15 protein-coding genes are annotated in these 14911 nt (G+C 38.8%); 13 read left to right on the top strand and 2 right to left on the bottom strand.

Annotated elements, in window-relative coordinates; all coding sequences use genetic code 11:
- The first annotated feature begins 19 nt into the window (after positions 1–19).
- Positions 20–1390 carry an MFS transporter gene (locus AACU98_RS18145; RefSeq protein ID WP_012367477.1) on the top strand — a complete coding sequence of 457 codons (1371 nt, stop codon included), beginning with the start codon at positions 20–22 and terminating at the stop codon, positions 1388–1390.
- A gap of 62 nt (positions 1391–1452) precedes the next feature.
- On the opposite strand, the gene AACU98_RS18140 is transcribed toward AACU98_RS18145, so the two are convergent.
- Positions 1453–1944, bottom strand: coding sequence for a YajQ family cyclic di-GMP-binding protein (locus tag AACU98_RS18140; protein ID WP_004245110.1), 492 nt, complete (start codon positions 1942–1944; stop codon positions 1453–1455).
- Positions 1945–2200: 256 nt separating this feature from the next.
- Here AACU98_RS18140 and panE point away from each other — a divergent pair, with 256 nt between their 5' ends.
- The 4 genes from panE (at position 2201) to AACU98_RS18120 (ending at position 4844) form a co-directional block, all read left to right on the top strand.
- Positions 2201–3121, top strand: coding sequence for a 2-dehydropantoate 2-reductase (gene panE / locus AACU98_RS18135; RefSeq protein WP_004247218.1), 921 nt, complete (start codon positions 2201–2203; stop codon positions 3119–3121).
- Positions 3090–3707, top strand: coding sequence for a protein deglycase YajL (gene yajL / locus AACU98_RS18130; RefSeq protein ID WP_049207563.1), 618 nt, complete (start codon positions 3090–3092; stop codon positions 3705–3707). Before panE ends, yajL begins: the two co-directional genes overlap by 32 nt.
- Positions 3708–3876: 169 nt before the next feature.
- Positions 3877–4458 carry a hypothetical protein gene (locus AACU98_RS18125; RefSeq protein WP_004245114.1) on the top strand — a complete coding sequence of 194 codons (582 nt, stop codon included), beginning with the start codon at positions 3877–3879 and terminating at the stop codon, positions 4456–4458.
- Positions 4459–4463: 5 nt separating this feature from the next.
- Entirely contained in the window at positions 4464–4844 is a 381-nt protein-coding gene (locus tag AACU98_RS18120) for a type II toxin-antitoxin system YafO family toxin (protein WP_004245116.1), read from the top strand.
- A gap of 107 nt (positions 4845–4951) precedes the next feature.
- Here the strand turns inward: AACU98_RS18120 and thiI are convergent, their stop codons facing one another.
- A complete protein-coding gene (thiI, locus tag AACU98_RS18115) occupies positions 4952–6403 on the bottom strand; it encodes a tRNA uracil 4-sulfurtransferase ThiI (protein WP_004245118.1) in 1452 nt (483 codons plus the stop codon).
- A gap of 199 nt (positions 6404–6602) precedes the next feature.
- Here thiI and xseB point away from each other — a divergent pair, with 199 nt between their 5' ends.
- The 8 genes from xseB (at position 6603) to rbsK (ending at position 14907) form a co-directional block, all read left to right on the top strand.
- On the top strand, positions 6603–6866 hold the full coding sequence (xseB, locus tag AACU98_RS18110; protein WP_004247215.1) for an exodeoxyribonuclease VII small subunit: 264 nt from the start codon (positions 6603–6605) through the stop codon (positions 6864–6866).
- The gene (gene ispA, locus AACU98_RS18105) at positions 6867–7790 is read left to right on the top strand and encodes a (2E,6E)-farnesyl diphosphate synthase (protein ID WP_004245120.1); all 924 of its coding nucleotides are present in this window, start codon (positions 6867–6869) and stop codon (positions 7788–7790) included.
- Between the two features lie 66 nt (positions 7791–7856).
- Entirely contained in the window at positions 7857–9731 is a 1875-nt protein-coding gene (gene dxs / locus AACU98_RS18100; RefSeq protein WP_004245121.1) for a 1-deoxy-D-xylulose-5-phosphate synthase, read from the top strand.
- A gap of 340 nt (positions 9732–10071) precedes the next feature.
- Positions 10072–10491 (top strand): D-ribose pyranase, encoded by a 420-nt coding sequence (rbsD, locus tag AACU98_RS18095; RefSeq protein ID WP_004245122.1) that lies wholly within the window; start codon positions 10072–10074, stop codon positions 10489–10491.
- A 7-nt stretch (positions 10492–10498) separates the two neighbouring features.
- Positions 10499–12007, top strand: coding sequence for a ribose ABC transporter ATP-binding protein RbsA (gene rbsA / locus AACU98_RS18090; RefSeq protein ID WP_161735296.1), 1509 nt, complete (start codon positions 10499–10501; stop codon positions 12005–12007).
- A gap of 1 nt (position 12008) precedes the next feature.
- Entirely contained in the window at positions 12009–12974 is a 966-nt protein-coding gene (gene rbsC, locus AACU98_RS18085) for a ribose ABC transporter permease (protein ID WP_004245124.1), read from the top strand.
- A gap of 39 nt (positions 12975–13013) precedes the next feature.
- Complete coding sequence (rbsB, locus tag AACU98_RS18080; protein ID WP_004247214.1) at positions 13014–13904, top strand: ribose ABC transporter substrate-binding protein RbsB; 891 nt, start codon at positions 13014–13016, stop codon at positions 13902–13904.
- Positions 13905–13980: 76 nt separating this feature from the next.
- On the top strand, positions 13981–14907 hold the full coding sequence (gene rbsK, locus AACU98_RS18075; protein ID WP_004245126.1) for a ribokinase: 927 nt from the start codon (positions 13981–13983) through the stop codon (positions 14905–14907).
- The last annotated feature ends 4 nt before the right edge of the window (positions 14908–14911 follow it).

The raw sequence follows: 14911 nt of genomic DNA, 5'->3' as shown, positions 1-14911 counted from the left end.
CAGTAATACGAGGTAATCCATGAATGATAATAAAATGACTCCATTAGAACGCAAAGCGACATGGGGACTAGGAGCTGTTTTCTCTCTTCGCATGCTTGGCATGTTTATGGTACTTCCCGTTTTAACCACCTACGGACTGCAACTACAACATGCGACAGAATCGCTAATTGGATTAGCTATTGGTATTTATGGATTAACTCAAGCAATCTTCCAAATTCCTTTTGGATTTTTCTCAGACAAATTTGGCCGAAAATCAATGATTGTTTTCGGCTTAATTATTTTTATTGTTGGTAGCCTTACTGCTGCTTTAAGTGACAGCATTTATGGCATTATCATCGGGCGAGCATTACAAGGTGCTGGAGCTATATCTGCCGCAGTGATGGCTCTATTATCTGATCTGACCCGCGAACAAAATAGAACCAAAGCAATGGCCTTTATTGGCATTAGCTTTGGTATTACGTTTGCCTTAGCCCTTGTTTTAGGGCCAATACTCACACATATTTTTGGCTTACAAGGTCTATTTTGGGGCATTGCCCTACTCGCTTTCGGCGGGATTATGATCACCCTCATTACCGTACCGAATAGCGAACATCATATACTTAATCGAGAATCAAGTTTTGTACGAGGAAGTGTCAAAAAAGTTTTATTTGATGCGCAATTATTAAAGCTTAATGTCGGGATTTTTTCACTACACACTTTATTGATGGCCGCTTTTGTCGCACTTCCTTTGATCATGCATAATGCCGGATTAGTTAATGAGAAACATTGGGTTGTCTATCTAGTCACTATGCTGATTGCCTTTATTTCAGTATTACCCTTTATTATCTATGCAGAAAAAAAACGTAAAATGAAACAAGTGTTCTTACTGTGTATCTTTCTGCTGATTATTGCTCAAGCTATTTTTATGATTTCAGGAACCAGCTTGTGGCTAATTATTTTAGGTATTCAGATATTCTTTATTGGTTTTAATATTATGGAGGCACTGCTACCTTCATTAATTAGTAAAGAAGCACCAGCAGGTTATAAAGGCACGGCAATGGGGATTTATTCCACCAGCCAATTTCTAGGTGTAGCATTAGGTGGTATTTTAGGTGGATGGCTCTACCAACATTACGATGCTCAAGCAGTCTTTGCTGGATGTTTATTGATTGGCTTAGTTTGGTTTGCCATTAGCTTAACATTACGTCAACCACCTTATGTTAGTAGCTTACGTATAGAATTGCCGTCACATTTATCAAATGCTCAACAACAACAATTAGAGCAGAAATTTAAGCAACAACCTGGTGTTAATGAAGTGGTAATTATGGCACACGAACAAAGTGCTTATATCAAAGTGGATACCAAGCAGACACCAAGAGCGACATTAGAATCGTTAGTGCTCGGCGTTTAAACCTCATATACCCTGTAAATGCGCTGAATAAACCAAACAGCGCATTTTTTATACTTTCGTCATTAATCACGAAAATTGGTAAATTGGAAAGGCTGACCTAATTCACCCTCTCTAACTAATTTCATCACAGCTTGCAAATCATCACGTGATTTACCTGTTACTCGTACTTGCTCACCTTGGATCTGTGCTTGTACTTTTAATTTGCTGTCTTTGATCATTTTAACGATTTTTTTCGCTAAAGGAGTATCAATACCTTGTTTTAAGGTCGCTTCTACACTGTATGTTTTTCCGCTGTGAGTCATCTCTTCAGGGATATTTAAAACAGCACCATCAATCCCTCTTTTTGCCATTTTCTCACGCAGAATATCTAATAACTGCTGCACCTGAAATTCAGATACACTAGTTGTTTTTACTGACTCAGTTTTTTCGTTTAATTCAAAACTTGCTTCAACATTACGAAAATCCCAACGAGTAGTCAGTTCACGTTGTGCGTTCTCTACCGCATTGCGCACTTCATGCAAGTCAACTTCAGATACGATATCAAAAGATGGCATTCGTTCTTCCTCAATAAATAAAAACAACCTGAATAATAGCTGTTTTTCACTCAGCAAAAAAGCCATACTCATGTCATTACTCTTGACTTTCCATATAACAAAGCAGAGATAGCTTCAGCAAGTGAAGATAAACGATGTTATAATTTGATATAGCTCTCAATTTGCATTGATAAAATTACCGAACTGTTAATAATATTAGGTTAATGTTAGATGAATAATATGGAGCGCCTGTTTACCATTTAGCAGGAGAAAAATGATGAAAATAACCGTATTAGGATGTGGTTCAATTGGTAAACTTTGGATTGCAGGATTAACGCAACAAGCCCATGAAGTACAAGGATGGTTAAGAATACCTCAACCTGATTTTGACGTTAACGTTGACTCCATTAATGGTATCCCATTTCAACAACGCATTATAGCCAACCAAAAAACATGGCTACAACACAGTGAGTTACTGCTTGTTTGCTTAAAGTCTTGGCAAGTTTCAGACGCGGTTAATGCACTTATCCCTCACCTCTCTGCTGATTGCCCGATTTTACTGATCCATAATGGTATGGGAACACTAGATGAGCTCACCCTACCTGAAACACCGACTAAAAGAGCGATATTACAAGGTATAATCACTCATGGTGCTTATCAACAAGATCAAAAAGTGCTCCATACAGCAGAAGGGATCACCCACATTGGTCCACTAAATACAACAGCACGTCAATACGGTTATTTAGCTGAAATTTTACATCAAGCTTTACCGGATGTAGCTTGGCACAATGATATTCATACTATTAGCTGGCTAAAATTAGCCGTAAATTGTGTTATCAACCCTTTAACGGTGTTTTATCAATGTCGCAATGGTGATTTATTAAAATACCCTGAGCATATCCAGAAAGTCTGTGATGAAGTTTATCAGGTAATGGAGCGAGAAGGTGTTATACCTACCTCTAGATCACATTTACATGGTTATATTATCGATACCATAGAGCAAACTGCTAATAATTACTCATCTATGTATCAAGATGTGAAATATCAACGCCATACCGAAATCGATTATATTACAGGCTATCTATTACGTAGGGCATCAGAGCAAGGACTCGTGTTACCCGAAAATAAGCGACTTTTTCAATTTATAAAACAGAAGGAAGGCAATTATGACCATATCCGCACTCATCTGTCTAGCTAATGGTAGTGAAGAAACAGAGGTTGTTACCACCGCTGATTTACTCGTTAGAGCTGGAATTAAGGTCATACTTGCTAGTGCTGAAGATGATGTTGATGACTTAGTGATCACCTGCTCACGAGGGATCAAATTAATTGCTGATGTCCCATTAGTTCGTGTTGTTGATCACCATTATGATGCCATTATTTTACCCGGAGGATTAATAGGTGCAGAAACCTTACGAGATAGTCCTCTTGTTGTTGAAAAAGTACGCCGCATGCACAGTGAAAATAGACTAGTTGCCGCTATTTGTGCAGCTCCTGCGATCATCTTAGAGTTTCATAACCTCTTTCCAATAGGCAATATGACAGGTTTCCCCGGCTTAAAAGATAAAATCGAACCTAAAAAATGGGTTGATTATCGGGTTTACTTTGACGAAAGAGTCAATCTGATTACTAGCCAAGCCCCTGCTACCACTATAGATTTCGCACTTAAAATTATTGAGCGCCTAAAAGGTAAAGCAGTTGCAGCTGATGTCGCTAAACAACTTGTATTACCACCAGGTATTTATAATTATCAAGATGAATTTACTGGGTTTGGGGATAGGTAAATACCATATATAGGATCTCTTACTTAACACCTAATCTTATTAATAAACATATTATTTAATAGTTATAAATCTATTTTTAAGACTTATTTCAATGTTTGTTTCTTGTTTTTGATTTCAAAAAACATACTAACAGGTTAAAATGTAAAATAACTTCTGGGGATAAGGCATAATGAAAACTCTCCAATATCACAAGAACTTACCCAAACTTGTTACTTTAATTTCTATGGGATTAGCCTCAGTGCCAGCAGAAAGCTTCAAACATAACCAACTATCATTTACACCGGATATCCAATATTCTTTCAGTTCAGCGCAATTTAACCAATTCGTTGCTATCCCTATTGATGAAGCTACTGAAAAAATGAATATTTTAGCCGAATCAATTAATAAACATTTAATTCATTTAAAAGAGAAATGGATAAATCCTCCTCATTATTTTATTAATGAAGATGATTATTATCAAATAAACAAAAGTATAAAACGTTTAGATAATTCTTTAACTGATATCAAAAATATTCTTCTTTCATTACCAAAGAGTGATACACAAAAAAAACAAAGTGTACTCTTATTTGGTCGTTCTTTAGCTCATTATCGGAGTGTATTAACAGAGTTTATTTCATTTATAGAACAAACTCATCAACCATCAAAAACAACTAATAAGAAACCTAATATAATAAGTGCTGATATGCAAAGATTAATACAAACAGAGCATAAAAAGTTAGGTCTAAGTAAACCTAAATTTAATAACCATTAATAAATATGATCGAAATTTCAATACATCCTGATATTGAAAATAAAACTATTGCTAATGAATACGCTAAATTATTAAAACTTTGGAAAGAAAAAAAAGTATTATCTTGTTATTTAGGTGCTGATGGTAAATGGGAAAATAGTGCGAAATTATGTCAATCTCTCATTTCTAAAATACATATTAGAATACCTAATGAACCTAAGTGGCATGAAAATATGCCTCAAATACAAAGAAAATCAAATCATTACTTAGTTTATTGTCAACATTGGCTTTACCCAAATAGATATCAAATTATTGCTATTATGTCACCTAATGCACACGAGTTAGCAAAAACATCATTCCTAGCAGAGTTGGAAAAAAGGGCTGAAGAATTTCAAAATAATTTTTAATAAACACTGTATTTTAATATATCCCCCCAAAATCATATTAGCATCCTAATTATTGGGGGGGTATCTCTATTATATTATTAATACGACTTTCATAAAAAATAACTATATTACTTCTTACGATACACTTTTACGTTATTAAAGCCTTGTTCACGTAAATATAGTGCTTGTAAACGACTCATCATACCTCGCTCACAATAGAGCAAATAAGTTTTGCTGTTATCTAAATCACCAAATTGTGTACTTAATTTATAAAATGGTAATTCTTTAACATCTACACCCTCTAATTTTAGAGGTGAGTTTTCTTGTTCTTCTGGAGAGCGGATATCCAGTACAACGTCATTCGTTGCAAACTCAGAGACCATTTCAACTTCTGTTACTTGCTGTACCGTCTCTTCAGCAATACGGCGAATATCCATATTCTTAGCATTTTCAACAACACTATCGAGAATAGAAAAATCAAATTTTTCTTCTTCAGCTTCGATTTTGGCTTTAACCGCTTTTACTGTAGGATTCTTGGAGATAACACCACAAAACTCTGGCATAGTACGAGCAAAATCTTCCGTACCAATTTGGCGAGCGATATTAATGATATTTTCTTTATCGTGTGTGATAAGAGGACGCAGAATTAAGGTATCCGTCGCATTATCAATTAAACGTAGATTGGTTAATGTTTGGCTAGAAACCTGCCCTAATGCTTCACCTGTTACAATAGCTTGTACGCCATAACGTTCAGCAACACGAGATGCCGCACGCACCATCATACGTTTCAGAACAACCCCCATCTGGCCATCATCAATTTTCTCTAAAATTTCTGCCACAACGGGTTCAAAATCAACGGCAACAAAATGTACTTTATGAGAGCGTCCAAAGCGGTTCCAAAGATAATGTGCAACTTGTTTAACGCCAATTTCGTGGGCTGAACCACCAAGATTAAAAAAGCAGTAATGAACACGACTACCGCGGCGCATCAACATATAACTTGATACACCAGAATCATAACCACCAGAGATAAGTGATAATACATCTTCTTGTGTACCAATAGGGAAACCACCAATACCTTCATAGCGAGCATTAACTAGGATCAGCTTATCATCTTCAATTTCTAGATTAATGGTCACATCCGGACGAGTTAATTTTACTTTTGCACTTTCAACGTGTTGGTTAAAACCACCACCCACATAACGCTCTACTTCATTAGAAGTAAAACTGTGTTTACCACGGCGTTTAGCTCTTACGCAAAACGTTTTGTTTTCAACTAAATGACCAAAGGCAGCAAAGGTTTGTTCAAAAATATTATGTAAATCGGTATAGCTATGCTCTTCAACTTGTAAAAAGTGATGAATACCTGGGATACGAGTTAGCGCATCACACACCGCTTCGCTTTTACTTTCGTCTTTACTGACAACCACAATGTTGTCCCAGTGGCGAACAACCGTGATATCATCACCTAATGTACTTAATACATTGCGAATATTACTGGTCAGAATTTTGATAAAACGTATACGAACAGATTGGCTTTTGATCGTGATTTCGGGGAATAATTTAATAATAAACTTCATAGTCAATGGTCATAGGTTATTAAGTAGAGACATAAACTACAGTGATATTAATTGACTGGAGTTTATAAAAGTCACAAAGTATATCACCAATATTTAGGCCTCACCCGCAAAAATCGCTGACTGAATAAGAAATTTTCTTCTCAATTGTAGTAAGATGATCACTATTATTCAGCTAACATGCTTTATCATCAAAAATATTATGGCTAAAAAAACGACATCAATTAACCAAGACACCACGCAAACTCCAAGTTTTGAAGCTTCGATGCAAGAACTTGAGCAAATAGTTAACCGCTTAGAATCAGGTGAATTACCTTTAGAAGAGGCCCTTAATGAGTTCGAACATGGTGTTCGTTTAGCTCGTGTGGGACAAAAAACATTACAAGATGCTGAACAACGTGTTCGCATCTTACTCAAAGAGGATGATGACGCTACACCTGATGATTTTATCCAAGAGGCTGAATAATTGAGTAACGCAACTTTATGTACGGATGCGTTCCGTCAAAAATTACATTCTGCACATCAGCGTGTTGATGAAGCACTCAACCAAGCGCTACAAACGTTGCCTTTTTCTGATATGCCACTCAGCCAAGCAATGCGCTACGGAGCACTCTTGGGGGGGAAACGTTTACGCCCATTTCTCGTTTATGCGGTAGGAGAAATGTTTAACGTACCTGTTGCTAATCTTGATGTGCCAGCAGCCGCTATTGAGTGCATTCATGCATATTCACTGATCCATGACGACTTACCGGCAATGGACAATGATGATTTACGTCGAGGAAAACCCACTTGTCATATTGAGTTTGGCGAAGCCAATGCCATTTTAGCGGGTGATGCATTACAAACCTTGGCCTTTGAAATTTTAGCCAAAAATGCGATGCCTGATGTCGCCATTGCCGATCGCGTAGCCATGATTGCTGAATTAGCCACAGCCAGTGGTTTAGCGGGTATGTGTGGTGGACAGGCACTTGATCTTGATGCCGAAGATAAATCAATTGATCTTGTCGCTCTTGAGAAAATTCATTTACATAAAACAGGTGCATTAATTCGTGCAGCGGTTCGCCTAGGGGCACTTAGCGCAGGGCAAAAAGGGCACGATGTGTTACCTGCACTGGATAAATATGCCCACTCTATAGGCTTGGCTTTCCAAGTTCAGGATGACATTTTAGATGTTATTGGGAGCACTGAAGAGACTGGAAAGCGACAGGGAAGTGATCAAGAAGCTGGAAAAAGTACTTATCCGGCTCTACTTGGTTTAGCACAAGCACAAAAGAAAGCACAGGAATTGTATAACGAAGCATTGGATGCCTTAGCGTTTCTTGAACAATACGAGTACGATACCTCTACGCTAAAACAATTAGCGAATTTTATCGTAGAACGGAAAAACTAATAAAAAATAAAAAGAGCAGCTTACCTGCTCTTTCCCTATTACAAGTCATTAATTAATAGGCATCACATGAGCATTGATATCGAAAAATATCCCACATTGGCGTTGGTTGAAACACCCGAAGATTTACGCCTATTACCAAAAGAGAGTTTACCTAAACTCTGTGATGAGCTAAGGCTATATCTTCTTAACAGTGTCAGCCGCTCAAGTGGTCACTTCGCCTCAGGTTTAGGTGCTATTGAGTTAACGGTTGCGCTTCATTACGTTTATAAAACTCCCTTTGACAATCTGATTTGGGATGTGGGCCATCAGGCTTATCCTCATAAAATATTAACGGGTCGTCGTGATCGCATTGATACTATTCGTCAAAAAAACGGCTTACATCCCTTCCCTTGGCGTGATGAGAGTGAATATGACAAACTCTGTGTTGGTCATTCATCCACCTCTATCAGTGCTGGACTGGGTATGGCTGTTGCTGCAGAGCAAGAAAACCTAGGCAGAAAGACTGTTTGTGTGATTGGTGACGGTGCAATTACGGCAGGAATGGCATTTGAAGCCATGAATCATGCCGGTGATATTAATCCAGATATGCTAGTGGTACTTAACGATAATGAAATGTCGATTTCAGAAAATGTCGGGGCACTAAATAACCACCTTGCACAACTTCTATCTGGCAAACTGTATACCACGCTACGTGAAGGTGGCAAAAAAGTCTTTTCTGGTATTCCCCCAATTAAAGAATTACTGAAAAAGACAGAAGAACATATTAAAGGCATGGTTGTGCCCGGCACCATGTTTGAAGAGTTAGGTTTTAACTATATTGGTCCAGTTGATGGTCACGATGTTATTGCTTTAGTACAAACGCTCACGAATATGCGCGATCTAAAAGGGCCGCAACTTTTACATATTATGACCAAAAAAGGTCGGGGTTACGCTCCCGCAGAGCAAGATCCAATCAGTTGGCATGCGGTACCTAAATTTGATCCAAAGACAGGTACTTTACCTAAAAGCCCGAATGCACGCCCGACGTTTTCAAAAATTTTTGGGGACTGGTTATGTGAAGAAGCCGCCACTGATGAAAAGTTAATGGCAATCACCCCTGCTATGCGTGAAGGCTCTGGTATGGTGCGCTTTTCTAAAGAGTACCCCGCACAATACTTTGATGTCGCAATTGCGGAGCAACACGCCGTCACCTTCGCTGCTGGATTAGCTATTGGTGGTTATAAACCGATCGTGGCTATTTACTCTACCTTCTTACAACGCGCTTATGATCAAGTGATCCACGATGTGGCTATCCAAAAACTCCCGGTACTCTTTGCTATCGATCGTGGCGGCATTGTTGGTGCGGATGGTCAGACCCACCAAGGAGCTTTTGATCTCTCTTTCTTACGCTGTATCCCTAATATGATTATTATGGCACCTAGCGATGAAAATGAGTGCCGCCAAATGTTGCACACAGGTTACCATTATCAAGAAGGGCCTGTCGCTGTACGTTATCCTAGAGGATCAGGGGTTGGTGCGCCATTACAACCGCTGAGCGAACTTCCTATAGGAAAAGGTATTATTCGTCGCCAAGGTAAAAGTATTGCAATTTTAAACTTCGGAACCTTATTACCCGAAGCCTTAGATGTTGCAGAAAAACTGGATGCAACAGTTGCAGATATGCGCTTTATCAAACCACTAGATAAAGAACTGATCCTTTCTCTTGCCAAACAACACGACATACTGGTCACCTTAGAAGAGAATGCCATTATGGGTGGCGCAGGTAGCGGCGTTAACGAGTTATTAATGCAAGAGCGTTGTTTAGTGCCCGTACTCAATTTAGGGTTACCTGATCTTTTTGTGCCACAAGGTGGACAAGAAGAGATCAGAGCCGATTTAGGACTTGATGCAACAGGCATTGAAAAATCGATTAAAGCTTATCAGGCTCATTCTTTGAGCTAATATTCCAAAAGTCTCTCTTGCTTGTAAAGCCGGAGAGACTTTTGATAAGGTTAATAAATTCTGACTTTATTTTCTTGTAAAAACTACCCTTATTTCTTTTCTTTTTTAATTATTTTCAAATCTTGTTAAAGATCACTTTTTAATGAAATTAACTGTAATTTATCAATTTTAAAATTGAATCCATTCAGCGTTAATTGATTCAATCAGTTAGATTTTTCCTTTTTTCTTTCCTTTAACGAAACGTTTCGATCACCTTCACAATATAAATAAATCCAACTTGTTTTCCTATTTTCATTTCCTACTATGTAGAACAGCGAAACGTTTCGCTGAGGAGGCAAAGATGAAAAAAGGTGTATTACTTAATAGTTCAATTTCTAGCGTAATTGCACGTTTAGGACATACTGACAAAATAACGATTGCAGATGCTGGATTACCCATACCCTCCTCTGTTGAGCGTATCGATCTTGCTTTAACTCAGGGGATCCCTGACTTTATGTCAGTGTTACAAACGATCACCCATGAAATGCAAGTCGAAGCCGTTATGCTTGCCATAGAAATTAAAAATATAAACCCACTTCTTTTTAGTGAGATAACCCGTTATTTGCATTTATTAGAACAACAACAAAAAAAACCTATCGAGATCATTTATGTCACTCATGAAGAATTTAAAACACAACTTCCAGATAATAAAGCGGTGATAAGAACAGGTGAATGCTCTCCTTATGCCAATATCGTGCTGTTTTCTGGTGTGACTTTCTGAGGCCAATATGGAAGCATTACTTGAATTAAAAAATATTGATAAATCATTTCCAGGCGTAAAAGCATTATCTGGTGCGACGTTACGAATTTATCCTAGCCGAGTGATGGCACTTGTTGGTGAAAATGGCGCAGGTAAATCCACACTAATGAAAGTGCTAACAGGTATCTACCAAAAAGACGCAGGTGAAATTATTTATCAAGGGGAACGTTGCTCTTTTAATGGTCCTAAGTCTTCTCAAGAAGCCGGAATAGGTATTATCCATCAAGAACTCAATCTTATCCCTGAATTAACCATTGCAGAAAATATCTTTTTAGGTCGCGAGTTTACCCGTGCATTTGGTGCCATTGATTGGAAAAAAATGTATGCAGAAGCGGATAAATTACTTGCTCGCTTAAACCTTCCTTATCGCAGTCATCGCTTAGTTTCTGAATTATCCATTGGTGATCAGCAAATGGTTGAAATTGCCAAAGTACTCAGTTTTGGCTCTAAAGTGATTATTATGGATGAACCGACAGATGCATTGACAGACACCGAAACTCGCTCTCTGTTTAGTGTGATAACTGAATTAAGAAATCAAGGTTGTGGCATTGTCTATATCTCACATCGATTAAAAGAAATTTTTGATATTTGTGATGATGTAACTGTGTTGCGCGATGGTCAATTTATTGGCGAAAAGCCCGTTTCTTCATTACAAGAAGAGACTCTTATTGAAATGATGGTAGGCCGTAAATTAGAAGATCAATACCCTCGCATCCATATTCCTGCAGGAAAAACTAAACTTAATGTCTCTCACTTAAGTGGTGCAGATATACATGATGTCAGCTTCTCCCTATATGAAAATGAAATTTTAGGTATTTCAGGGTTAATGGGCGCAGGCCGTACTGAATTAATGAAAATGATTTACGGTGCATTGCCAAAAACACAAGGTAGCGTGGCGTTAGAAGGTAAAATTTGTCAGATCAAAAAGCCTGCAGATGCACTTGCCCAAGGTATTGTTTATATCTCTGAAGACAGAAAACGCGATGGTTTAGTGCTAGGAATGTCAGTAAAAGAGAATATGTCACTGACGGCGCTACCTTATTTTAGTCGCACTATGGGGATCTTAAATCATAAAGAAGAGCAATTAACTGTCAGTGACTTTATTAAATTGTTCAACATAAAAACCCCGTCCATCAATCAGATCATTGGTTTTTTATCAGGCGGTAATCAACAAAAAGTCGCTATTGCTCGCGGACTAATGACTCGTCCTAAAGTGCTTATTCTTGATGAGCCTACCCGCGGTGTCGATGTGGGGGCGAAAAAAGAGATTTACCAATTAATTAATAAGTTTAAACAAGAGGGATTAAGCATCATTTTGATCTCTTCAGAAATGCCAGAGGTAATGGGAATGAGTGACCGCATTTTAGTTATGCATGAAGGTCGTATCAGCGGTGAGTTTTCTGCCAATAATGTCACACAAGAGATGCTAATGGCGGCGGCTGTTGGTAAACAATATGGTGCTACAGTAGGAGTTTGAGATGAGTACAAAATCAATACCAGCGTCAAAACGATGGTTCTCTAAGGCTTGGTTATTAGAACAAAAATCACTCATTGCCTTATTGTTGCTTATTGTCGTGGTTTCAACACTCAGCCCGAATTTTTTTACCTTAAATAATATTTTTAACATCCTACAACAAACCTCTGTTAACGCAATTATGGCTGTAGGTATGACATTAGTCATTTTAACCTCTGGTATCGATTTATCGGTAGGTTCATTACTCGCTTTAACCGGTGCTGTTGCAGCTTCTATGGTAGGGGCTGATGTTAATGCGTTAGTGGCTGTTGTCGGTGCTTTAGCATTAGGAGCCGCTATTGGTGGCGTTACAGGTGTCATTATCGCTAAAGGTAAAGTGCAGGCATTTATTGCCACATTAGTGATGATGCTGTTATTGCGTGGTGTCACGCGTGTTTATACTGATGGCAGTCCAATAAATACAGGATTTAGCGATAATGCCGACCTGTTTAGCTGGTTTGGTATTGGACGCCCCTTTGGGATCCCCACCCCTATTTGGCTGATGATGATTGTCTTTTTAAGCGCGTGGTATGTATTGCATCACACACGCTTGGGTCGCTATATCTATGCCCTTGGAGGAAACGAAGCAGCAACCCGTTTATCTGGTATTAGTGTCGATAAAATCAAAATTATTGTTTATGCGCTTTGCGGTTTATTAGCGGCCCTTGCCAGTGTCATTGAAGTTGCTCGTCTTTCTTCCGCCCAACCAATGGCAGGCAATGGTTATGAACTGGATGCTATCGCCGCTGTCGTCTTAGGTGGTACCAGTCTTGCTGGCGGTAAAGGACGCATAATGGGCACACTTATTGGTGCGTTAATTTTAGGCTTTCTCAATAATGCACTCAATTTATTAGGCATATCATCCAATTATCAAATGATAGTCAAAGCTGTTGTCATCTTACTTGCCGTGCTGGTTGATAACAAAAAATAATACGCTTTCTCTTAATCCGAACCCCGACAGGAATATATTATGAAACTAAAAAAAATAGCAACGCTTCTCTCAGTGGTTGCTCTAAGCGCTACCATAAGTGCCAATGCATTAGCAAAAGAGTCTATCGCCCTCGTTATTTCAACGCTCAATAATCCTTTCTTTGTCACCATGAAAGACAGTGCACAAAAAGAAGCGGATAAATTAGGTTATGACTTAGTCGTACTTGATTCAATGGATAATCCGGCCAAAGAATTGGCAAATGTGCAGGACTTAACCGTAAAAGGCACCCGTTTAATGCTCATTAATCCAACGGATTCTGATGCTGTAGGTAATGCCGTGTTAATGGCAAATAAAGCTAAAATTCCTGTAGTAACCCTAGATAGAGTAGCCAATAAAGGTGAGGTTGTTAGCCATGTTGCTTCTGATAACCGCCTAGGAGGAAAAATGGCGGGAGATTATATTGCGGAAAAAGTGGGTAATGATGCCAAAGTGATCCAACTAGAAGGGATCGCCGGAACCTCCGCTTCTCGTGAGCGTGGAGAAGGCTTTAAACAAGCTGTTGATGCTCACAAACTTAATATATTAGCAAGCCAACCTGCTGACTTTGACCGTACTAAAGGCCTTAATGTTATGCAAAATCTATTAACCGCTAATCCTTCAGTGCAAGCGGTATTTGCTCAAAACGATGAAATGGCATTAGGGGCATTGCGTGCATTACAAACAGCAGGTCGTACCGATGTCTTAGTCGTTGGCTTTGATGGCACAAATGATGGCATTAAAGCGGTTAACCGAGGTGTTTTAGGTGCGACTATTGCACAACGCCCCGATCAAATTGGTATTATTGGTATTCAAACCGCTGATAAAATTCTGAAAGGGGAAAAAGTGGATCCCACTATTCCTGTTGAGCTTGAATTAGTCACTCAAAAATAATCACCCATCTAACCACGTAGTACTTTCGCTGCGTGGTTAGTTTCGTTATAAACTAGGTTTTCAAAGGATAAAGGCTATGACAACTCCCCGCCTTGCTGTTTTAGGTAGCATCAACGTTGACCATATTATGAATATTGCACAATTTCCCAAGCCCGGAGAAACCGTGATTGGTCATGACTATAAAATAGCATTTGGTGGTAAAGGGGCAAATCAAGCCGTCGCTTGTGGACGTAGTGGTGCCGATATCACGTTTATAGCCTGTGTGGGAGATGATGCTATTGGTCGCGAAATCATCGCTCAATTAAAAACAGATAATATTGATACTGATGCAATTCGTATTATTCCCAAGACACCTACAGGTGTAGCAATGATCCTAGTTAATGAACAAGGCGAAAATGTCATTAGCATTGTTGCCGGAGCAAATAGTGCTCTCACTCCAAGCCATTTGCATCAGTATCGTCATATTATTGAACAAGCAGATGCTTTATTAATGCAATTAGAATCCCCTCTAGACACTGTCTTTGAGGCAGCAAAACAAGCCAAAGCACATCAAACAAAAGTGATTTTAAATCCCGCTCCTGCACAGCCGTTATCTGATGAATTTCTGAGTTTTATTGATATTATTACGCCAAATGAGACAGAAGCCGAAATATTAACCGGTATTTCTGTGCATGATGAAGTGGGTGCAGCTAAAGCGGCTAATATTTTGCACAGTAAAGGCATAAAACACGTTTTAATCACTTTAGGCAGTCGTGGCGTATGGTTTAGTGAACAAGGCACCGGTATGATCATTCCCGGTTTTCGTGTTGAAGCAGTTGATACTATTGCCGCAGGTGATACCTTTAACGGTGCATTTGTTACAGCGATATTAGAAGGTAAATCAGCTCATGATGCGATCCGTTTCGCCCATGCAGCCGCGGCAATTGCAGTGACACGTCATGGCGCGCAATCCTCCGTCCCTTGGCGTGATGAAATTAAGTCATTTTTAGCAGAGCGAGCATAATATT

Origin of the sequence: Proteus sp. G4380 (assembly GCF_963885725.1) — a bacterium.
In the GTDB taxonomy this organism is placed as follows: domain Bacteria; phylum Pseudomonadota; class Gammaproteobacteria; order Enterobacterales; family Enterobacteriaceae; genus Proteus; species Proteus mirabilis.
This window is presented reverse-complemented; position numbering and strand designations above follow the sequence as displayed.